Annotated in this window: 22 protein-coding genes and 1 tRNA gene; 11 read left to right on the top strand and 12 right to left on the bottom strand. The window is 70.7% G+C overall.

What is annotated here, in order from left to right:
• Positions 1-11: 11 nt before the first annotated feature.
• The 5 genes from VG296_RS32220 to VG296_RS32200 all read right to left on the bottom strand — a co-directional run bounded on the left by VG296_RS32220 (position 12) and on the right by VG296_RS32200 (position 4,232).
• A complete protein-coding gene (locus VG296_RS32220) occupies positions 12-632 on the bottom strand; it encodes a hypothetical protein (RefSeq protein ID WP_325572302.1) in 621 nt (206 codons plus the stop codon).
• Positions 633-781: 149 nt separating this feature from the next.
• Positions 782-2,248: a protoporphyrinogen/coproporphyrinogen oxidase gene (locus VG296_RS32215; RefSeq protein ID WP_325572301.1), complete on the bottom strand. Its 1,467-nt coding sequence runs from the start codon at positions 2,246-2,248 to the stop codon at positions 782-784.
• 107 nt (positions 2,249-2,355) lie between these two features.
• Positions 2,356-3,438, bottom strand: a complete 1,083-nt coding sequence (locus tag VG296_RS32210) for an AI-2E family transporter (RefSeq protein ID WP_325572300.1) — start codon at positions 3,436-3,438, stop codon at positions 2,356-2,358.
• 2 nt (positions 3,439-3,440) lie between these two features.
• On the bottom strand, positions 3,441-3,743 hold the full coding sequence (locus tag VG296_RS32205) for a co-chaperone GroES (protein ID WP_349259784.1): 303 nt from the start codon (positions 3,741-3,743) through the stop codon (positions 3,441-3,443).
• 63 nt (positions 3,744-3,806) lie between these two features.
• On the bottom strand, positions 3,807-4,232 hold the full coding sequence (locus tag VG296_RS32200) for a DUF3618 domain-containing protein (RefSeq protein WP_325572298.1): 426 nt from the start codon (positions 4,230-4,232) through the stop codon (positions 3,807-3,809).
• A gap of 105 nt (positions 4,233-4,337) precedes the next feature.
• On the opposite strand from VG296_RS32200, the gene bcp reads away from it, so the two are divergent.
• Together bcp and VG296_RS32190 are read left to right on the top strand one after the other, a co-directional pair.
• Positions 4,338-4,814 (top strand): thioredoxin-dependent thiol peroxidase, encoded by a 477-nt coding sequence (gene bcp, locus VG296_RS32195; RefSeq protein ID WP_325572297.1) that lies wholly within the window; start codon positions 4,338-4,340, stop codon positions 4,812-4,814.
• Positions 4,815-4,926: 112 nt separating this feature from the next.
• Positions 4,927-5,706 carry an AIM24 family protein gene (locus tag VG296_RS32190; RefSeq protein ID WP_325572296.1) on the top strand — a complete coding sequence of 260 codons (780 nt, stop codon included), beginning with the start codon at positions 4,927-4,929 and terminating at the stop codon, positions 5,704-5,706.
• 89 nt (positions 5,707-5,795) lie between these two features.
• Here the strand turns inward: VG296_RS32190 and VG296_RS32185 are convergent, their stop codons facing one another.
• The 4 genes from VG296_RS32185 to VG296_RS32170 all read right to left on the bottom strand — a co-directional run bounded on the left by VG296_RS32185 (position 5,796) and on the right by VG296_RS32170 (position 9,753).
• Complete coding sequence (locus tag VG296_RS32185; RefSeq protein ID WP_325572295.1) at positions 5,796-7,016, bottom strand: hypothetical protein; 1,221 nt, start codon at positions 7,014-7,016, stop codon at positions 5,796-5,798.
• A gap of 3 nt (positions 7,017-7,019) precedes the next feature.
• A complete protein-coding gene (locus tag VG296_RS32180) occupies positions 7,020-7,664 on the bottom strand; it encodes a DUF6114 domain-containing protein (RefSeq protein WP_325572294.1) in 645 nt (214 codons plus the stop codon).
• 154 nt (positions 7,665-7,818) lie between these two features.
• Positions 7,819-8,433 (bottom strand): DUF6230 family protein, encoded by a 615-nt coding sequence (locus VG296_RS32175; protein ID WP_325572293.1) that lies wholly within the window; start codon positions 8,431-8,433, stop codon positions 7,819-7,821.
• Positions 8,434-8,829: 396 nt separating this feature from the next.
• Entirely contained in the window at positions 8,830-9,753 is a 924-nt protein-coding gene (locus tag VG296_RS32170) for a tetratricopeptide repeat protein (RefSeq protein ID WP_325572292.1), read from the bottom strand.
• Between the two features lie 317 nt (positions 9,754-10,070).
• Between VG296_RS32170 and VG296_RS32165 the strand changes: the two genes are divergently transcribed.
• Positions 10,071-10,328: a hypothetical protein gene (locus VG296_RS32165; protein WP_325572291.1), complete on the top strand. Its 258-nt coding sequence runs from the start codon at positions 10,071-10,073 to the stop codon at positions 10,326-10,328.
• Between the two features lie 54 nt (positions 10,329-10,382).
• Here the strand turns inward: VG296_RS32165 and VG296_RS32160 are convergent, their stop codons facing one another.
• Entirely contained in the window at positions 10,383-12,818 is a 2,436-nt protein-coding gene (locus VG296_RS32160; protein WP_325572290.1) for a DNA topoisomerase IV subunit A, read from the bottom strand.
• Positions 12,819-12,950: 132 nt separating this feature from the next.
• On the opposite strand from VG296_RS32160, the gene VG296_RS32155 reads away from it, so the two are divergent.
• Entirely contained in the window at positions 12,951-13,556 is a 606-nt protein-coding gene (locus VG296_RS32155; protein ID WP_325572289.1) for a DUF5998 family protein, read from the top strand.
• A 1-nt stretch (position 13,557) separates the two neighbouring features.
• Positions 13,558-14,727: an alkaline phosphatase family protein gene (locus VG296_RS32150; RefSeq protein ID WP_325572288.1), complete on the top strand. Its 1,170-nt coding sequence runs from the start codon at positions 13,558-13,560 to the stop codon at positions 14,725-14,727.
• A gap of 37 nt (positions 14,728-14,764) precedes the next feature.
• Here VG296_RS32150 and VG296_RS32145 read toward each other — a convergent pair whose 3' ends face one another.
• Positions 14,765-16,333: a zinc-dependent metalloprotease gene (locus VG296_RS32145; RefSeq protein ID WP_325572287.1), complete on the bottom strand. Its 1,569-nt coding sequence runs from the start codon at positions 16,331-16,333 to the stop codon at positions 14,765-14,767.
• A 115-nt stretch (positions 16,334-16,448) separates the two neighbouring features.
• Between VG296_RS32145 and VG296_RS32140 the strand changes: the two genes are divergently transcribed.
• From VG296_RS32140 to VG296_RS32125, 4 genes are all read left to right on the top strand, one after another.
• Positions 16,449-17,612: an NAD-dependent epimerase/dehydratase family protein gene (locus tag VG296_RS32140; protein WP_325572286.1), complete on the top strand. Its 1,164-nt coding sequence runs from the start codon at positions 16,449-16,451 to the stop codon at positions 17,610-17,612.
• 69 nt (positions 17,613-17,681) lie between these two features.
• Positions 17,682-18,107, top strand: coding sequence for a molybdenum cofactor biosynthesis protein MoaE (locus tag VG296_RS32135; protein ID WP_325572285.1), 426 nt, complete (start codon positions 17,682-17,684; stop codon positions 18,105-18,107).
• A 49-nt stretch (positions 18,108-18,156) separates the two neighbouring features.
• Positions 18,157-18,360 (top strand): hypothetical protein, encoded by a 204-nt coding sequence (locus tag VG296_RS32130; protein WP_325572284.1) that lies wholly within the window; start codon positions 18,157-18,159, stop codon positions 18,358-18,360.
• Between the two features lie 43 nt (positions 18,361-18,403).
• Positions 18,404-19,465, top strand: a complete 1,062-nt coding sequence (locus VG296_RS32125) for a YlbL family protein (protein ID WP_325572283.1) — start codon at positions 18,404-18,406, stop codon at positions 19,463-19,465.
• Positions 19,466-19,517: 52 nt separating this feature from the next.
• Here the strand turns inward: VG296_RS32125 and VG296_RS32120 are convergent, their stop codons facing one another.
• Positions 19,518-20,066, bottom strand: a complete 549-nt coding sequence (locus VG296_RS32120; protein WP_325572282.1) for a PPA1309 family protein — start codon at positions 20,064-20,066, stop codon at positions 19,518-19,520.
• 74 nt (positions 20,067-20,140) lie between these two features.
• Here VG296_RS32120 and VG296_RS32115 point away from each other — a divergent pair.
• Positions 20,141-20,217, top strand: a tRNA-Met gene (locus VG296_RS32115).
• Positions 20,218-20,339: 122 nt separating this feature from the next.
• Positions 20,340-20,534, top strand: a 195-nt coding sequence (locus VG296_RS32110) for an LLM class flavin-dependent oxidoreductase (RefSeq protein ID WP_325572281.1), incomplete at its 3' end; no start/stop codon positions are given.

The following is a 20,534-nucleotide window of genomic DNA, read 5'->3' as shown; positions in this document are numbered from 1 at the left end:
TCCGCGACGGTTCAGGAGTTGATCAGCTCGTCCGGCGAGCTGAACCAGCTGGTCAACGCGGCCGGGGTGGTGCCCGCGGCCGACGCCACCTTGTCCCAGGGCAGCGGCTCCGGGCCGCCGGCGGCGATGCCGATCACCTCGCGCAGCATCGAGTCCACCACGCGGCGTGCCTTGACCAGCGAGGCCAGCGCGTTCTCGTAGGAGTAGCGGTCCACCTCGCGGATCGTCATCGGCAGCCAGCCGTTGATCATCCCGATGAACTGGCGTCGCAGCGAGGGGTCGAGCTCGCCGAGCACCATCACCGAACCGTCGCAGCGAACCTCGGCGAGCATCATGCCCTGGGCGTCCCTGATGATGCCGCGCACCAACTGATAGCTCTCATAGCGTCCGGCCGTCGAACCCGCGTCGGACTCGACGCCGGTCAACCGCTCCGCGAAGTCCCGCAACCGTGGTGCCACGGCCGCCGCGTACGCCCGGAAGGCGTCCGTGTCCATCGGGCCGCTGCCGTCGGCGAGCACCGACGACGGGTCAACCACCTCGACGCCCGCCGTGGTCCACAACCTACGGCCGTCGTGACCGCTCGAAACCACCATGTCGTAGTCGATCCGGTCCGGGTGGTAGAACCTGGTCATTCCGTCCACCTCGTCACGAGGTACATTCCCGCAGATCGCGGCCAATGACCCGTGAATCACACGTGGCCCGGGGGTGAACAGGCGCGTACCGGACGCGGCTGCGCCGTTACCGTGCGATCTCGACCTGCGAATATTCGAGCATTACCGCATCAGGTCTCGACGATGTGGTTCGAGAAGCGCTCCTTGGCCTGCTTCCAGTGTTCGTGGTCGAAATCACCGGAGCCGAGCGCGTCCGCCGCCTCGTAGCCCATCACCATCGAGTGGTGCGTGTTGTCCGGGGTGAACAGACCCTGCCGGCCGAACGTGGTCACGTGCGGCAGCTGCTCCACCCACTGCTCGAGCACCCCCAGCTGGCTGCGGTAGCCGCGGTGGTAGATCGGGTAGACGTTGCGCACCCGCTTGACCTGCACCCAGTCCATGTTCAGCTCGGGCAGCCCGGTCTCCCGCACGCAGCCGCGGACCAGCTCGGCCAGCTCGTCGTCCGAGGCGTTCCAGATGTCGTCCCCGATATCGCAGGGCATTTCGAAGCAGACCACGTCGCGGTCCTCCGGGTCCTCCGGGTTGATCCGGTGGTTCATAGGCTCGGAGATCCGGCTGACGGGGGTGCGCCCGCCCGGGATGTAGTGCACGTCGTGCCTGGTCCAGCGGCCGCCCTTGTGCACGACGTAGACGAGCACGATCGCCCGGAACTTCAGGTCGCCGCTCGCCTCCACCGCCTCGTACGGCGCGCCCGGCGTGGTCATCCGGGCCAGCAGCGGCAGCGGCAGGGTGGAGAAGACGTGCCGGGCGCGCAGCCAGCCGCCGCTGTCCAGGAAGGAGTCCGAGCTCCACCCGGAGCGCTCGGAGGCCGCGTAGTGGTGCTCGGACCGGCCGAGCCGCACGGAGACCTCGCCGTGGCCCACCTCGATCCGCTCGGCCGCGCTGCCCAGTCGCAGCCGCGCGCCCGCCGTGACCGCCGCGTCGGCCATCGACTCGCACAGCTGGCCGAAGCCGCGCCGCGGGTACAGGTAGGCCAGCGACTCGTTCGACAGGACATTGCGAACCGCCCGGGCCAGCGCGGACAGAGCGGTGGGCGCCCCCGCCTTGCGCCGCGCCTGCTCCGAGTCGATCAGCTCGCCGTCGATGCCCCACAGCTTCCTGGCGTACGGCGCGTATACCTGCTCGTACAGCGTCGGGCCGAAGCCCGCGCGCATCAGCTCCGCGTAGCTCTCCGGCGACTCGCCCGGCTTCGGCTTGCCGCGCCAGGAGGTCGAGATGGCCTCGAAGGCCGCGCGGGCCATCGGCACCGCGGGCAGCGCGCGGGCCAGCTCGCGCGGCTTGAACGGATAGGTGATCCACTTCTCACCGAGCAGCAGCCGTCCGGCCCGGTACCTGGTCTGCAGATCGGCGCCGAGCAGAAAGCGCAGGTCGGCCAGGACGTAGCCCGGCATGTCGGGATTCAGCCGGTGGCTGCCGTAATCCACCCGCACCCCGGCGATGTCGAAGGAGGAGGCCATGCCCCCCACACCCTCGGCCCGGTCGAGTACGACGACGGAGAGCCCGCGGCGGGCAGCCCGCCACGCGGCCGCCAGACCGGCGGGTCCTGCGCCGAGAACGACCAGGTCAGTGTTAGCCACTTAGAACATCACCCATTGTGTTTGCCAAGGCACGGTATCCGCTTGATTCTAGTCGTGCAAAGGGGTCCTCGTGCGCCGGTTCGCAGGTCTCGAACGGGAAACGACGTTCAGCGACGCTCGAGCCGGGGGATCAGCGCCTCCTGCGCGACGAGCTTGAGCGCGGCCGCGGTCGGAATCGCCAGCAGCGCCCCGATGATCCCCATCAGCGCGCCGCCTATCAGCACCGCGACGACGGTGACGATCGGCGGCACGTTCACCGCGTGCCGCATCACCTTGGGCAGCAGCAGGTAGTCCTCGGTGAGCCGGAAGGCGATGTAGAACGCGAGGGTCGCGACGGCCACCGGCGCCGAGACGGACAGCGCGACCAGGGTGACGATCGCGCCGCCGACCGTAGAGCCGATCACCGGCACCATGTCCATCAGGGCCACCATCAGCCCGAGCGCGGCGGGGTAGGGGATACCGAAGATCGCCGTCCAGACGAACGTGGCAAGACCCGCGATGCTCGCGTTCAGCGCGGAACCGAGCATGTACCGGCCGACCTGCGTGAGGATCTCGTCGCCGATCACCCGCGCGCGCACCCGGCGGGAGGCCGGCACGGTGCGGAAGACGGCGTTGACCACGTTGGGCAGCCCGGCCAGGAAGTAGATCGTCAGGGCCACCACGGCGAGCGTGGAGGTGAGCATGTCGAGCACGTACTTGCCCGCGCCGACCACGCCGGTCAGCGCGCTCGCACCCAGGCTCTTCGAGCTGACCGCGGACTCGATCTTGGCGAAGACGTGGTACTTCTTCTCCATCCGGCCGAGCCAGGTGGACTGGTCCTGCGCCTCGTTGAGCAGATGAGGGACCTGATGCACCAGCGCGGTCACCTCGCGCTCCACCGGCGGCACGATGATCGCGAGGAACCCGGCGACCAGCGCCAGCACGCCGATGCCGACCACCAGGACGGCCGTCCAGCGCGGCATCGGCACCCGTCGCTGCCGGGTCAGGGCCGTGACGATCGGGTTGAGCGAGACCGCGAAGAAGGCCGCGAGCGCGACGACTACGAGCACTGATTTCGCGTGCGCGCCGAGGCGGACCAGCGCGAAGGCGGAGAGCGCGCCGGCGGCGAGGCCGAAGGCGTAGGTGAAGTACGAGGAGGTCTCGGCCGGCCGGCCGGCCTCCCCGGCGACCTGCTCGCCCAGCTCGCTCATGCTCAGAGGTACAGCCCGGTAGCCTGGCCCGCCTCGCCGAGCCGCTCGGCGGCGACCGCGTGGATGTCGCGCTCGCGCAACAGCACGTAGGCGGTGGCGCGCACCTCGACCTCGGCACGGTCCTCCGGGTCGTAGAGCACCCGGTCGCCGATCTCCACGGTGCGCACGTTCTGCCCGACCGCGACCACCTGGGCCCAGGCCAGCCGCCGGCCGACCTGCGCGGTGGCCGGGATGAGGATGCCCCCGGTGGACTTGCGGTCCCCCTCGGCACCGTCCGCCTGCACGAGCACCCGGTCGTGCAGCATCTTGATGGGCAGCTTCTCGTCGGGCGAGGGGTTACGGCGACTCACGGTCTCGACGGTAGCGCATCAGCGGCGGAACCTGCGCGCCGCGACCAAACCTCCGACCACGGCGACCAGCGCGCCGACGGCGATGGCGGCCCGGTCCTTGCGCACCGAGCCGTCCTCGGCCACGAAGGCGCCGCGCGCCTGCCCGTTGGCCTGCCGCAGCACGCCGCGCGGGCTCAGCCGCTCGCCGAGCTCGTCCAGGGTGCCCGCGAGCCGGTCCCTGGCCGCCGCGATGTCCGCCTCGATCTCGGCCGGGCTGCGATGGTCGGCGGCCTGCCCGTCGGCCTCCGCGGTCGCCGACGGCCGCGTGGCCGGCGTCCGCTCGGGCGCGAGCGAGAGCACGGGATGCTCCGCGGCGGTGCCCTTGCCGGCCTCCAGGGCATAGTCGATATCGGTCCGGTCGAGGGCGGCCCCCGGCTCGGTCCATTCCGGCTTCTTGCGGTTCACGTGACCACCTCGCTCCCCCGAGTGCCCAGCGGTACGACGAAAATAACTTCCGTTGCGCCAGGCGAGCGAAGAAGCGGTGTCCCCGGCGTGGCTTAGATTTACCTCATGACCGAAGCCACCCGCCTCGCCCCCGGCGAACCCGCCCCCGCCTTCACCCTCCCGGACGCCGACGGCAAGCCGGTCTCCCTCGCCGACTACGCCGGGCAGAAGGTGATCGTGTACGTCTACCCCGCCGCGATGACCCCGGGCTGCACCAAGCAGGCCTGCGACTTCCGGGACAGCCTGCAGTCGCTCGCCGCCGCCGGGTACGCCGTGCTCGGCCTGTCCCCGGACAAGCCGGAGAAGCTGGCCAAGTTCCGCGAGCGCGACTCCGTCAACTTCCCGCTGCTGTCCGACCCGGACAAGGCCGTGCTGACCGCGTACGGCGCGTTCGGCGAGAAGAAGCTGTACGGCAAGACCGTCGTCGGCGTGATCCGCTCGACCTTCGTGGTCGACGAGGCCGGGAAGATCGAGCTGGCCCAGTACAACGTCAAGGCCACCGGCCACGTCGCCAAGCTGCGCAAGGACCTCGGCCTCGGCTGAGCCCCCGTCAGCCGTCCCCCTTGCTTCTGTTCGCCCTTTGCGTTATGGCGAATGACTGGAACACTGTCAGCGTCATTCGTACGTATCTTCGCGAACAGAACAGGGGGGCCGGATGACTGCCTCAGTCAGCCTGCTGCCGTCGCAGGTCACCGAGGGCCAGGGCCCCGGCATGGCCTACCGCATCGAGGGGCAGCTCGTTCCGGTGCTGCACCTGGCTCTGAACGGCCAGATGCCGGTGTACTTCGAGCACCACGTCGTGCTGTGGAAGCAGCCGCAGATCGACATTCAGCTGATGCGCATGCCAGGGGCCTTCAAGCGGGTCATCGCGGGCATGCCGATCATGATGACCCAGGCCGTCGGCTACGGCGAGATAGCCTTCTCCCGCGACTCCTCCGGCCAGGTCTTCCCGCTCACCATCCCGCACGGCCAGTCGCTGTACGTGCGCGAGCACCAGTTCCTGGCCGCGACCATGAACCTCACCTTCGCCCCGGAGCGGATCAAGGGCGTCGGCTCGATGCTCTTCGGCGGCCAGGGCTTCTGGCAGGACCGCTTCGACGCGCCGCAGGGCGACGGCCTGCTCTGGCTGCACGCGCACGGCAACGCCTTCGAGGTCATGCTGCAGCCCGGCGAGGTCATCGACGTGGAGCCCGGCTCGTGGATCTACCGGGACGTCTCGGTCGGCTACGGCCAGCAGATGTACGGCCTGAAGACGGGTCTGCTCGCGGGCGGCGGGAACATCGTGTTCAACCGGTTCACCGGCCCGGGCCGGGTCGGCCTGCAGTCCGGCTACTACAGCCCGGCCGCGGGCGCCGAGCAGGCGGCGGGCACCGCGGCGGCCGTGGGCGGCGCGGCGGCCGCGCTGAAGATCGGCTCCAAGCTGCTCGGCGGCTGAGCACGCGGACGCGGAGACGAGGAAGCCGGGCCGGTCCTTCGCGGACCGGCCCGGCTTCGTCATATCCGAGCGCTTATTGCCTCTACCGCTTACTGGGGTGTCGCGGTACCGGTCACGCCGTGGCCGTCGAACCCGGGCACCGAGATCGTGTCCGTGTGCAGATAAGCCAGCTGCGTGGTCACGTCGGTGAACAGGATCGGGATCAGCGGGATGGTCAGGCCGACCGGCAGCGGCGGCTGATTCGACGGATCGTAGGTCTGCGGGATCAGCCCCAGCAGCTGCGCCGTCATCTTCTCCACCATCAGGTGCGGGTTGATCAGCGTGGTGGTGGTGCCGACGCCCGCGTTGTTGTAGACGGTCTGCCCGAACTGGATCGAGTAGGTGACCATCGACTGGATCGTGAGCTTCGACGCGGTGAAGTCGAGCACCTGCTGGGCCACGTACGCGGACCCGTTCCACACCTGGACCGTCTTCACGCCGTTGTACGTCAGGTCGTACATCAGCAACGTCGGGGTCTTCAGCACCCACGGGATCGTGGTGGTGTCGACGCCCTCGGACGTACCGTTCGCGGCCGCCTTCTTGGCGAGAGCCGCGGCCGACGCCGAGGAGATGCAGTTCGCCGTCGACGTGGGCGACGCGCTGGCGCTGCTGGTCGTGGCGCTGGGTGTCGCGGCACTCGTCGTCGAGGTGGTGGTCTTCGAATCGCTGCTGCTCTTCGAGGAACCACTCGACGAACCGGTGGTGCTCTTCGAACTCGTGACCGCGGAGACGTTCTTCACCTGAGTGGTAGTGCTCTGTGTCTTCGCGGCCGTCGCCGGGGTGACGGCCTTGGGCGTGCCGGTCGTCGTGTCCGACGAGCCGGTGATCCACGTCCAGATTCCGTTGAGCCAGCCGAAGAATCCGCCGTTGGTACTCGAGGCGGACGCGCTCGGGCTCGCCGACGCGGAGGCGCCGCCTGTCGCGGTCGACTTGCCGGTGGTGCTCGGCGCCGCCGGAACCGTGGTCTTCACGGTCTGCGCCTTGGCCGAAGCCGAGGCACTGGACGCGCTCGGCGTCGGGGTGCTGCTGGTCGCCGAGGCACTCGGCGTGCTCGGTGACGGGCTGGCGGACCTCGACGTCGACTGCGTGGACGCGCACACGGTCGGGAAGGGAAGCGCGGTGCTGCCGGGGTTGGCGGCGATCGCCGGCGCCGCGGCGAATGCCACGCCGACGAGGGCGACCATCGCGCTCGGCACTCCGATGGCCGTCAACCGACGGCGCGAGTGCGGCGTGTGGGCCCGGCGCCGGTGGGAGCGAGCGGTGGCGGGCACAGATCACTCCTGTTCGGTGGTGGGCTGTCTGTTCGGGCCGGACTCGCCCGGGGAGGCGGCCTGCTCGATGATCTGGGTGTTCTCGCTGTATTCGGGGTTCTGTCCGGCGATCGGGTCGGTCTCCGGGGCGGCCGCGGTGAACTCGGCGGTCTCCGCCTCCGACTCCGCGCCCGCGCCGCCGGCCGCGGCCTCGGCCTCCAGCCGGTGCCGCCGCTGCCTGCGGGTCTCCACGGTGTAGTCGTCCCGCGGCGTCCACGCGACGGCGAAGGCGCCGCCCATCATGCCGAGCAGGAAGCCGATGAAGAAGCCGCCGAGGTTGGTCGCGACGAGCGACAGCAGGGCCAGCAGGATCGAGGCGATGCCGGAGAAGACCCGGTAGGTGGGGAAGAACCACACCGTGATCCCGAAGATCACCAGGAAGATCGCGATGAACAGGCTGGAGATGCCGGGCAGCCCCATGGAGAGCATCTTGCCGACGCTGCTGTGCGGGGCCCAGTAGATCTCGAGCCCGGACAGCAGGATACTCAGTCCCGCGCCGAACGGCCGCTCCCGTCGCCAGCGGCGGAACGGCCGGCGGTACGGCTCGGTCGGAGCCGTGAGCCGGTCCCAGAGGGTGTCGGCTCGCCGCTGCTCAGGGGTGCTGATCATGAATTCAGTGCTCCAAGGACGGGCAGGTCAGGTCAAGGGGTTCGAGTACGGATCCGGGCGGCATGCACACCGCCGACGCGTCACCTCACGGTATCCGCGTCGGCGGAATTGTCGGCCTTGCCTTGCCGGACGCGACGGTCCCCCCGGCGCGTTGCTAGCTGATGCAGCCCGTGCCGGACTTCGACAGGCTCAGACCCATGCCGTGCAGATCGAACTCGCCGGCCGAGGTCGCGTTGGCGACCTGCTGGATGTTGGTCAGGACCGCGCCGTCGGCCTCCTGGCCGAACAGGCCGGCCTTGCCCTCGGCGCCACTGGCGCTGCCCTGGATCTGCGAGGCGTCGACGCCGATGTTGATCTTGGTGAAGTCCGCCTCGGACGCCTTCAGCGACTGCAGGTCGACGATGAGGTCGGTGGCGTCGGCGCTGTTGGCGGAGAGCGTGAGGGTGTAGGTGCCGAGCGGGCCGAGGCTGGTGCTCACCGACTGGCACAGACCCTTGGTGATCTTGGCGGTCTTGAACGCCGAGACGGCCACCGCGGTCGTGCCGCCGCTACCGCTGTCCGTGCTGCCGTACTGCGCGAAGCCGGTGCCGTCCAGCTGACCGATGGTCATCTGCGCGGTCTGGCCCGAGATGGCGAAGCCGACCGCGACGGCACCGCTGGCCATCAGAACGGTCAGAACGCCGGCCGCGGCCACGGTCGGCACCATGACGATACCGAGCCGCTTGAGCGAGGTGCGCCCGAGAACCTGGGCCCCGGAGGTGTCTTTCATCCGCGTCCACTCCTATGTAGACCAATGTGCAGACCGTATGTCCGACCGAAGGCCGGTAGAGGGATGTTCGTAGACACCCAACCGTATACACAAGGGCCCCGTTACCGGCTGGTAACCTAAGGGCCGACGAAACGGGTGGAGATCCCCCCGGGGAGGGGCTTTCGATTACTCGTCGTGCGCGGGTAAATCCGGACAAAGGCCTGGTAAACGCCGTTCCGGCGGCTCCTGATATTACTCTGCGTCACCAAAATTCGCCGCGTGCGACTTGGTAAAGAGTCGGTAATGTGTCGGCCATGAGCGGCATAGTGCACGCCCGGTGGGGCACGTCGCGCGGCCGGTAATCAACCCTTAGTCACGCTTATCGCCACCGAATACGAAGTCGCGGCCCTGAAAGGCCTAGAACAGCAGTCGCGCGAGCCGCTGCCTGGCCTTGGGCACGGCCGGGTGCTCGTTGCCGAGCAGCTCGAAGTATTCGATCAGCAGCAGCCGGGCGCGATCCTTTTCGGCGCCGGTGGAGCGGCGCACGGCGTCGAGCAGGAGGGCGAAGGCCTCCTCGGGCTGACCGGAGACCACCAGCACGTCGGCCGCGGCGCACTGGGCCTCGACGTCGTCCGGCGCGGCCTTCGCGGCGGCCAGCACGGCGGCCGGGTCGACGGTCGCGGTCCGGCGCATCAGCTCGACCTGGGCGAGCATCACCTTGGCCTCGGCGTGCGCCGGCTGGTCGGAGAGCAGGTTCTGCAGGGCGCGCGCGGCGCCGTCCAGATCGTCCGACTCCAGTGCGGAGTACGCGGCCTGCAGCATCGGGTCGAGCGGCGGCGCGGGCAGCGGCGCGGCGTCCGCCGGGCCCGTCATGCCGAACTCCGTCTCGGCCAGGGTGACCAGCTCGGTCAGCCACTGCCGCACCTCGGCCTCCGGCAGCACGCCGGTGAACTCGCCGATCAGCTGCCCCTGCACGACGGCCTTGACCGCCGGGATGCCCTGCACCTGCAGCGCCTGCTGAAGCTGCGGGTTGGCGTCCACATCCACCTTGGCCAGTAAGAACCGCCCGCCGAACTCCTCGGCGAGCCGCTCAAGCACCGGGCTCAGCTGCTTGCACGGCTCGCACCACTCGGCCCACAGGTCGAGCACCACAGGCACCTGCTGCGAGCGCTCCAGCACGGCCGTCTTGAAGTCGGCCTCATTGACGTCGATCACATGCGCGGAGCCGGCATCGGCCCCCGCGGCGCCGGACGCGGCGGAGCCCGCCGCTCCCGCCGGCGCCGCCGGCTTCTTCAGCGCGGACAGGTCCACCACACCGGCAGTCGAGAACGAAGGTCGCATGCCGCCATTCTCCCACGCCGCGCAGCGCCCGGGACGCGCCGGGCTTTCATGAGATTCTGCGCGTATCTCGCCTGGTTATTGACGTTCTCGTTACCTCAACATTCTGGAGCGCGACCTACTGTTGGGTCATTGAACCGGAACGGCGGTGGGCCCGTCTCCGGTGGTGTGGGCCCGGTGGAAGGAAGCGTGCGATGCGGGAGGTCGTCGCGTCCGGCGTGCGCCGCCGGGAGATCCCGGCGCACGCCGGGCCCGTCGTGAGCACGCTGAGCACACTGATCACCCGCCGCCGAGTCGACGGTTGACGGTTGACCGTCCTGATGAATTCGACAACGACCGCCGTCGTCATCGGCGTCTGCTTCGGCCTGGCCGGGGTGCTCGCCGGGCCGGTGCGAATCAGCACACGCATCCGGCCGCGAGCGTTCCGCGGCCTCGCGATCGCCTTCGGGCCGATCCTCCTCTGGCTGGCGTGCGGCGGCCCGATCGTGCCGACGATGCTGCCCTTCTGCCTCGCCACGCTGGCCCTCGGCGAGTGGCGGCTGCGCGGCCAGGGTCCGGAGCAAGAGCCGGCGGAATGACAGACCGCCGCGGGGCGGAAGCACGCGCTCCCGCCCCGCGATCGACCTTTCCGGCTACGCGCCGATCACCGAGATCGGCTTGGCCAGCGGAGCGCCGGAACCGTCGCGGCGGTCGTCCAGCGCGGGCAGTTCGAGCGCGCGGCCCTCGTCGTCGGTGGGCCGTGCCGGGTACGCGCCGGCCCAGGCGAACACCAGCCGGTCCTCGCCCTTGAGGAAGCGCTGGCAGCGCACGCCGCCGGTCGCCCGGCCCTTCGACGGGTACAGGCGGTACGGCGTGACCTTGATCGTCTCCAGCATCACGCCCGGCAGCGTGTCCCCGCTGCCCGCGACCGAGACCACGACCGCGTCCTTGTCCGGGTCCACCACGGTGAACGACAGCACGCTCACGCCGTCGTCCAGCTTGATACCGGCCATGCCGCCCGCGGGCCGGCCCTGCGGACGCACCAGCTCCGCCGAGTACTTCAGCAGCTGCGCGTCCGAGGTGATGAACACCAGATCCTCGCGGCCGGTGCGCAGTTCCACCGCGCCGACGACCCGGTCACCCTCCTTGAGGGTGATCATCTCCATCGTGTCCTTGTTCCCCGGGTACTCCGGCACGACGCGCTTGACCACGCCCTGCTCCGTGCCCAGCGCCACGCCCTGCGAGTCCGGGTTCAGGCTCGTCACGCACAGCACCTGCTCGTCCTCCGGCAGGCTGCGCACCAGCTCTCGCACCGAGATGCCGCCCGCCAGGCCCGTCGCGTCTCCCGGCAGCACCGGGATGTCCACCACGGCCACCCGGTAGAGCTGCCCGGCCGAGGTCACCATGCCGAGATCCGCGCGCGTGGTCACGTCGATGAGCGAGAGGAACGCGTCGTGCTTGGCCCGCGCCCGGTCCGGCGCCGCCGAGTAGTTCGCGGGAAGCCGCGCGAGCAGGCCGGTCGAGGACAGCGCCACCCGGCACGGCTCGTCCGCGACCTCCAGCGGCACGTCCACCACGGCGGGCACCTCGTCCGCCTCGAACAGCACCGTGCGACGCGGCGTCGCGTACTCCTTCGCCACCTTCGCCAGCTCGTCCGAGACCACCTTGCGCAGCAGCGCGTCCGATTCGAGGATCGCGGACAGCTCGGCGATCTCCGCGCGCAGCCGCTCCTGCTCGTTCTCCAGCTCGAGGCGGTCGAACTTGGTCAGCCGGCGCAGCGGGGTGTCCAGGATGTAGTTCGCCTGGATCTCGGTCAGCGAGAACTGATCCATCAGCCGGCGGCGCGCGTCCGCCGCGTTCTCCGAGGCGCGGATCGTCTCGATCACCGCGTCGATGTTGAGCAGCGCGATCAGCAGGCCGTCGACCAGGTGCATCCGGTCCTGGCGCTTCTTCCGGCGGAACTCGCTGCGCCGCCGCACCACCTCGAAGCGGTGGTCGAGATAGACCTCGAGCAGTTCCTTCAGGCCCAGGGTGAGCGGCTGGCCGTCCACCAGCGCCACATTGTTGATGCCGAAGGACTCCTCCAGCGGCGTCAGCTTGTAGAGCTGGTTGAGGATCGCCTCCGGGTTGAAGCCGTTCTTGACCTCGATGACGATCCGCAGGCCGTTCGTCCGGTCCGTCAGGTCCTTGAGATCGGCGATGCCCTGGACCTTCTTGGCCTGCACCAGCTCCTTGATCTTCGAGATCACCTTCTCCGGGCCGATGTTGTACGGCAGCTCGGTGACCACGATGCCCTGGCGCCGGCCGATCGTCTCGACGTGCGCCGTCGCCCGCATCCGGAACACGCCGCGGCCAGACTCGTACGCGTCGCGCACCCCGTTCAGGCCGACGATCCGGCCGCCGGTCGGCAGGTCCGGGCCGGGAACGAACTGCAGCAGCTCCTCCAGCGTCGCCTCCGGACGCTTGATCAGGTGCCGCGCCGCCGCGACCACCTCGCCCAGGTTGTGCGGCGGCATGTTCGTGGCCATGCCCACCGCGATGCCGGCCGTCCCGTTCACCAGCAGGTTCGGGAAGGCGGCCGGCAGGACCTGCGGCTCCTGCTCCTGGCCGTCGTAGTTCGGGACGAATTCGACGGTGTCCTCGTCGATGTCATTGGTCATCAGCAGGGCGGCGGGGGACAGCCGCGCCTCGGTGTACCGCATCGCCGCGGGCGGGTCGTCGTTGCCGAGCGAGCCGAAGTTGCCGTGCCCGTCGGCCAGCGGCAGCCGCATCGAGAACGGCTGGGCCAGACGCACGAGCGCGTCGTAGATCGCGCCGTCGCCGTGCGGGTGCAGCCGGCCCATCACCTCGCCGACCACGCGCGCCGACTTCACGAAGCCGCGGTCCGGGCGCAGGCCCATCTCGCCCATCTGGTACAGAATCCGCCGGTGCACCGGCTTGAGCCCGTCCCGGGCGTCGGGCAGTGCTCTCGAGTAGATGACCGAGTACGCATACTCCAAGTAGGAGTTCGACATCTCATCGGTCACGTCGATGTCGACGATCCGCTCTTCGAAGGGCTCGGTCTCCCGGGGTGCGCTACGCCGTGCCATCGGACTCTTCTCGCTTCTCGCCACGTGGTGACTCGCTAGGACTGGCCCCATTGTGCCGTCTGCCGAGGACACCGCGTGAAATGCCCCGCCCCGGTGTGCGCGCTGGGCACTTTTCAGTGCAAGGATTGGTGCATGCCGAACACGACTCCGCTCGACCCGGGGCTGCGGGACGCGATCGAACGCAGCGGTTACTACCCGGCCCTGGTGGCCGAGGCGATCGAGGCGGCGATCGGCCCGGAGCCCGTGCTGAGCCACCTGGTGCACCAGGAGACCACCTTCGACAACGAGGAGGTGCGTCGGCATGTGAGCGTGCTCGCGCTCACCGCCTCCCGGTTGATCATCGGGCACACCGACGAGCACGGCACCGAGCCGGCCATCGACGGGATGGACAGCCAGGTCAGCTCCTACGCCTCCACCTCGACCGAGGCGATCCGGCTCGACCGGATCACCACGTGCGTGATCACCAGGGTGGTCGACGACCCGGCCAAGCACGTGCCGGGGACGCTGCCGCGCGAGGCCGTGCTGACGGTGGGCTGGGGTGCGATCGCCCGGATCGACCTCGAGCCGGCCGGCTGCGGGGATCCGCACTGCGAGGCCGACCACGGGTATACGGGCACGATGTCGGGCGACGACCTGCAGCTGCGCGTGTCGACCGGCGCCGACGGGGTCGAGGCGGTCGCCCGAACGCTCGAGTTCGCCACGGCGCTGAGCGCCGCGACCGCCGGACTGCGCGGCTGAGGTGGGGTATTCCGCCGTCGACGTGGACGGCCTCGATCCGCCCGCCTACCGGTCGGGCGCGCTCAGCGACGTCGTGCCCACGATCGGCGCCGCGCTGGGAGTGCCCGGCGACCGCGAGCCCGGCCCCTGGGTCCCCGAGCCGACCGACAAGGCGTGCCTCTTCCTGATCGACGGCATGGGCCGCGAACTGCTGGCCGGGCACGCCGATTACGCGCCGTACCTGACCGAGCTGCTCGCCGCGCCCGGTCGCGGCCACACGCTCACCGCGGGCTTCCCGTCGACCACCTCGACCTCGCTCGCCTCCATCGGCACCGGGCTGCCGCCGGGCGCCCACGGAATGCTCGGCTACCGCCTCCTCGTGCCCGCCTCGGGACGGCTGATGAACTTCCTGAGGTGGGATCAGAACGTCGACCCGCTCGAGTGGCAGCCGCACGAGACCATGTTCGAGCGGATGTCCGCGGCGGGCATCGCCGTGACCCACGTCGCGGCCCCCCGCTTCGCCGACTCCGGGCTCACCCGGTCGGTCTTCCGCGGCGCCCGCTTCTCCGGCGCCGACTCCGTGGACGAGCAGGCGAACCGCGCGATCGAGGCGCTCCAGGCGGCCGACCGCAGCTTCGTCTACCTGTACTACCGGGACCTCGACTTCATCGGTCACACCTCCGGCGTCGGCTCGCCCCGCTGGCGCGAGGAGCTGGCGTACGTGGACAGCCTCGTCGAACGCCTGGCTGAGCGGCTGCCCGCGGACGCGACGCTGTTCGTGACGGCCGACCACGGCATGGTCGACGTCCCCACGGATCGCCGCGTCGACATGGACCAGGACCTGGAGCTGCGCGCCGGCGTCGCCCTGCTCGGCGGCGAGGCCAGGGCCCGCCACGTCTACGCCACCCCCGGCGCCGCCCGCGACGTGCTGGCCATCTGGCAGGAACGCCTCGACGGCGTCGCCCTGGTCCGCGGGAGAGACCAGGCGGTGGCCGAGGGCTGGTTCGGCCCGCCCGGCGAGGTCGACGGGGCCATGGCCGCGCGCGTCGGAGACGTCATGGTCGCCATGCGCGACAACTGGGCCGTCATCGCCAGCGAACGCGAGGCCGTCGACTCCCGCCAGGTCGGCATGCACGGCTCCCTCACCTCCGCCGAGCAGCTCGTCCCGCTCCTGGAGATCCGCAAGGGCTGAGAGAAGGTCGGCGGTGCGGCGAAGCGGGCAGCACTGCTCACTGCTCGGCGGAGTCGTCGTCCCCTTCGGTCTCGTCGTCCCCTTCGATCTCGGTATCCTCGGCCTCGAGCAGCCTGCCGAGGGTTTCCAGGTCGGCCTCGCGGCGGCGGACGAAGGCCTCCGGGTCGTCGAGGTCGGCCGCGCTGGGGAGCAGGTTGGGGTGCGCCCAGAGGGCGTCGCGGCCTTCGCTGCCGCGCGCCTCGCCGAGCAGCGACCAGAGCGTCGCGGCGTCGCGCAGCCTGCGGGGGCGCAGCTCAAGGCCGACGAGGGCGGCGAAGGTCTGCTCGGCGGGGCCGCCGGCCGCGCGGCGGCGGCGGAAGGTCTCGCGCAGGGCGCCGGAGCCGGGGAGCTTGGTCGAGGCCGCCGCGTCGACGACGGTGTCCACCCAGCCCTCGGTGAGCGCGAGCAGCGTCTCCAGCTGGGTCAGGGCCTCGCGCTGCGCGGGGGTGTCAGGGGCGGTGAAGGTCAGCCCGCCCTCGCCGAGGATCTCCTGGAAGTTCATCATCGACTCAGGGTTCTGCATCGAGGACATCATCTCCTCGATCTTGCCCTCGTCGACGGAGATGCCCCGCGCGTACGCCTCGACGGCGCCGAGCATCCGGTCGCTCAGCCACGGCACGTGCGCGTACAGCCGGTGGTACGCGGCCTCGCGCAGCGCCAGGTACAGCCGCAGGTCCGCGGCGGGCAGCTCGAGGCCCTCGCCGAAGGCGGCGACGTTGACCGGCAGCAGTACGGCCTTGCCCTCAGGACCGAGCGGCAGGCCGATGTCCGAGGAGCCGAGCACCTCGCCGGCCAGTTCGGCGAGCGCGGTGCCGATCTGGTGGCCGAAGAGCGTGCCTGCCATCTGCTTGACGATCGCGCCCATCGGGCCCGACATCTCCCCGGCCTCGGTCGGCAGCATCCCGCTCATCGCGCCGGTCATGCCCTGCGCCACCGGCTCGACCAGGCGCTTCCACACCGGCAGGGTCTGCTCGATCCACTCGGCGCGGCTCCAGGCGAGCGCGCCGGTGGTGCCCGCGGGCAGCTCGCTGACCTCGTCCAGCCAGTGCTCGGCCAGCCGCACCGCGTCCGCGAGCGAGGCCACCTCGCCGGCGGTGGGCGACGGGTCGGGCGTGGCCGCCGAGGCGCCGCGCGCGATGTCCTTGGCCAGCGCCCAGTTCACCGGGCCCTCGCCCGAGTTCATCAGGGACTGGATACGGCCCATCATCATGGCGAGCATCTGCGGGTCAAGGCCAGGGATCTGGTCGCCGATTCCGGCGGCCAGCTTCGACAGGTCCGGCATGCCGCCCTCGCCGGAGCCGAGGCCGAAGGCGCCGAGCAGCTCCTGCAGCTGCTCCGGGCTGGGCAGCTGCATGCCCGGCGGCATGCCCGGGAACGGCTGGCCCGGCTGCTGGTCGGAGGCCGATTTCTGCTCCTCCTCGCGGGCCCCGCGCTCCTGCGCGGCCCGCTGCGATTCTTCGCGCTCGACGTCGGCGCCGAGCCCCTCGAGCCCCTTGACCACCTCTTCGAAGGGCACCGAGGCCGGCTCTTCCTCCGGGTCGGGGAAACTTTCCGGGTGGTCATTCACGTTCGATACCTCGACTGGCTTAAGTTCCGGAGCCGGTGCACCGGCCCACGGAAGGATCGGCGATCATGAGAGGCGGGAAACCTCCCTCTCCCACCGTAACTAACGGAGCGTGCTCTTGAGTTCCCCGGCAGACGACGGTAAGCGTACGGCCAGGCTCCGGCCGGCGGACGGCGACACGCGGCCCGCCGGCCACGCCAGGTCCCGGCCGCTCACGGTGGCCGTGACCGGCGCGTCCGGGCACGTCGGCGCCGCGGTGCTGCGGCATCTCGCGGAGTACGGCGGAGCCGGCCGGAGCATCGGCCTGGTGCCGCGCGGGCCCAAGCCGGACCGCGCGGAGTGGCCGGCCGGCGCGGTGCAGCGCTCGGCCGACCTGCTCGACCCCTCGCTGGCCGAGCGGCTGAGCGACGTGGACGTGCTGGTGCACACCGACCTGGACACCAGCCCGGACACCGATCCGGCCGAGCGGACCAGGCAGAACGTGCGCGGCACAGAGACCGTGCTGACCGCCGCGGCCGCCGCCGGGGTGCGCCGGGTGATCCTGCGCAGCAGCGCCATGGTGTACGGCGCACTGCCGGACAACCCCGTGCCGATCCCGGACTCCGCCCCGCTGCGCGCCGTGCCGGACGGCTCGCTGGTGGCCGACCTGCTGGAGATCGAGCGCCTCGGCCGCCGGGCCCCGCGCGCCCACCCGGGCCTGCGCGTCACGGTGCTGCGCCCGGCCATCGTCACCGGCCCGGGCGTGGACACGGTCTTCACCCGGCACTTCGAGGCCCCGCGGCTGCTCGTGGCCAAGGACACCGAGCCCTGCTGGCAGTTCTGCCATCTCGAGGACCTGGCCAGCGCGCTCGCGTTCGCCGCGCTGCACGAGGAGCTGGAGGGCGCGTACAACGTGGCGAGCCCCGGCTGGCTGAGCCAGGAGCAGATCGAGGAGAGCTCGGGGCTGCGCCGCATGGAGCTGCCCGCGGGCCTGGCCCTCGGCGCGGCCGAGCGGCTGCACCGGCTGCATCTGACCCCGGCCCCGGCCACCGACCTGCAGTACGTCATGCACCCGTGGGCCGTGACCTCGGAACGGCTCGAGGCCGCGGGCTACGCCGCCGAGTACGCGAACGAGGAGGCCTTCCAGGCCTTGCTCGACGAGGTCGCCGGGCACCACGCCGCGCTCGCCCGCCGCCTCGGCAAGAAGGACGCCGCCGCCTCGCTGGGTGCCGCCGGCGCCACCGTCGCGCTGGTCGGCACCGCCGCGCTGGTCCGCCGCGCCAGGAAGAAGCGCCGCACCTGACCGGCCGAAGCCGCCCGTTTTCGCGGGGGTCGCTACCCCCGCGCGCCGCGGATGCGCGATGATGGAGCGATGACCAGCATCCACGTCGAAGTCCGCACCGAGCCGCTGTCCGTGGACGCGCTGCTGGCCCTGGCCGCCCACCCGACGGCCGGGGGCACCGCCGTCTTCCTCGGCACCGTCCGCGACCACACGCCCGAGGCGCCGGGCGCGGTCGTCACCGGCCTCGAGTACGAGGCGCACCCGGAGGCCGTGGCCCGGCTGCGCGAGGTGGCCGAGAAGGTGGCCGTCGACCACGACGTGATCGCGCTCGCCGCCGAGCACCGCGTCGGACCGCTCGCGGTCGGCGAGGCCGCGGTGGTCGTCGTCGCTTCCGCGGCGCACCGCGCCGAGGCATTCGCCGCGTGCCGCGCGCTGATCGACACGCTCAAGGCCGAGGTGCCCATCTGGAAGCGCGAGGGCTTCGCCGACGGTTCGCACACGTGGGTCGGTGTCTGAGTTCCGCGGTTCCCACACCTGCGCGGGTATCTGAGTTACCGTCGGATATGTGCTTTCCATCCTGATCTGGTGGGCGGTCCCGGCCGCGGCGGCGTTGCTGGCCGCGATCGTGATCGCGATCGTGCGCCGGGTCCGCGCGGCCCGGAGCGATGTGGAGACGATGGACCACTACCGGCGCGCCCGCGAGGTGCTGGCCCGCGCCGCCGCGGACGGGGTGGCGGCGAGCCCGCGTGAGCGCACGCGACAGGAGTAATCCCGCCTGCCGCGCTTCAGTCGGGTGCACTAAGGTCGGGCGTATGCCTCGTCGTCGCGCCGTCACCCTCGCGGTCTCCGGCACCCTGCTCGCCGGTTTCGCCGCTGGGGCGCTGTTCCAGTCCGTGCCCTACGCGGAGCTCACCCCGGGCCCGACCTTCAACGTGCTCGGCACCCAGGACGGCACGGCGAGCGGCACCCCGCTGATCACGATCACCGGCACCAAGACCTATCCGACGGCGGGTCAGCTGCGCATGGTCACGGTCGGGGTGTCCGAGGAGAGCTACCAGATGCCGCTCGGCGAGGCGATCGCGGGCTGGCTGAGCAGCGACCAGGCGATCGTCCCCAAGGAGACGATCTACCCGGCCGGCCAGACCCAGCAGCAGAGCGACGCGCAGAACACCCAGGAGATGACCGACTCGCAGGACTCGGCCGTCACCGCGGCGCTGGCGGCGCTGAACATCAAGCCGACCGGCAGCGAGGTCGTCATCGCGTCGGTCACCGACGGCGGCCCGGCGGCCGGGAAGCTGCAGGCCGGCGACGTGATCGACGCGGTGGACGGCACCTCGGTCGCGAGCGGCGGGCAGACCGGGATGAACGAGGTGACCTCCGCGATCCAGAAGCTGGCCCCGGGCGCGCAGGTCACCTTCGAGGTCAGCCGGGACGGCAAGAAGCAGGCGATCACCACCGGCAGCGAGAACAACGGCGGCAAGGCCGAGGTGGGCGTCTCCATCGAGAGCGAGAACGTCTTCCCGTTCACGGTGGCCATCCAGCTCAACAACGTCGGCGGGCCGAGCGCCGGCATGATGTTCGCGCTCGGCATCATCGACAAGCTGACCGACACGAACCTGACCGGCGGCCGGGTCGTCGCGGGCACCGGCACCATCGACGCGGCCGGCAACGTCGGCGCGATCGGCGGCATCCAGATGAAGACCATCGGCGCGCGCGACGCCGGCGCGACGGTCTTTCTGGCCCCGGCGAGCAACTGCGCCGAGGCCAAGGCGAACGAGCCCTCGGGGCTCGAACTGGTCAAGGTCAACACGCTCAAGGACGCGCTGAACGCCCTCACCGACATCCGCGAGGGCAAGACGCCGCCGCTCTGCTGACCGGGGCGTTCGGTTCCGGGCGTTCAGGTCCGGGCGGTTCAGTCCCTGAGTTTCAGTCCCTGAGCGTGTCGGCGAGCGCGCGCACCAGGTTCGGCACCAGGTCGGCGCCGGAGAGCACCTCGTCGTCCTTGTCCTTGGTGCGCAGCCGCAGCGCGCAGTCACGGGAACCGTCGCGCAGCACGCCCACGGCGATGCGCACCTCCTGCCGCTCCGGATGCGCGGCCACCCACTCGTCGGCGTTCTCCTCGTCCTCCGGCAGTTGCTCCTGCACGCTCGGCGGCAGCATCAGCCGCTCGACGACCAGCGCGGCCCCGTGCACCGTCTCCGGCCAGGCGATCCCGGCCAGCAGCTCGTCCAGCGGCCGGTCGGCGGGCACGCCCTCCTGCTCGATGGACGTGTAGGTGCGCAGCGGCCCGATCTGCCCGCCGAACTCCACCGTCTCCGGGGCCAGCGCGGCCGCCAGCCGCGGCTCGGCGGCGATCAGCTCGGCGGTGTCCACCAGCGCGAACAGCCGGATGCCCTGGTCCCAGCCGTCCCGGGCCACGTGCTGCTCCAACTCGATCAGCGCCTGCGTCAGCGCCGGGTTCTTCGAAGGATCCATGCCGACCATTCTCGACCACCCGGATACCGATTTGCGCCGCCCGTCGGCTTCGACGTACAGTAGAGCAACAGCAACGCGGGGTGGAGCAGCTCGGTAGCTCGCTGGGCTCATAACCCAGAGGTCGCAGGTTCAAATCCTGTCCCCGCTACCACCGAAGATCCCGGCCAGTCGAAAGACTGGCCGGGATCTTCGCGTTCCGGGGGCCGGCGGAATAGCGGCGCCGCCCGGACCGTTCGGCAGGTAGTTGAACTGTCAACAAAGGAGCTGAGTGCCGTGCAGTTCGGGATCTTCACCGTCGGCGACGTGAGCGTTGACCCGACCACCGGCCGTGCGCCGTCGGAGCATGAGCGGATCATGGCGATGGTGGCGATTGCGCGGAAGGCGGAGGAGGTGGGTTTGGATGTGTTCGCGACGGGTGAGCATCACAATCCGCCGTTCGTGCCTTCTTCGCCGACGACGTTGCTGGCG

This window comes from Actinospica sp., assembly GCF_035552695.1.
Taxonomy (GTDB): domain Bacteria; phylum Actinomycetota; class Actinomycetes; order Streptomycetales; family Catenulisporaceae; genus Actinospica.
Note: the sequence above shows the minus strand (reverse complement) of the source record. Positions and strands in the feature narration are given on the sequence as shown.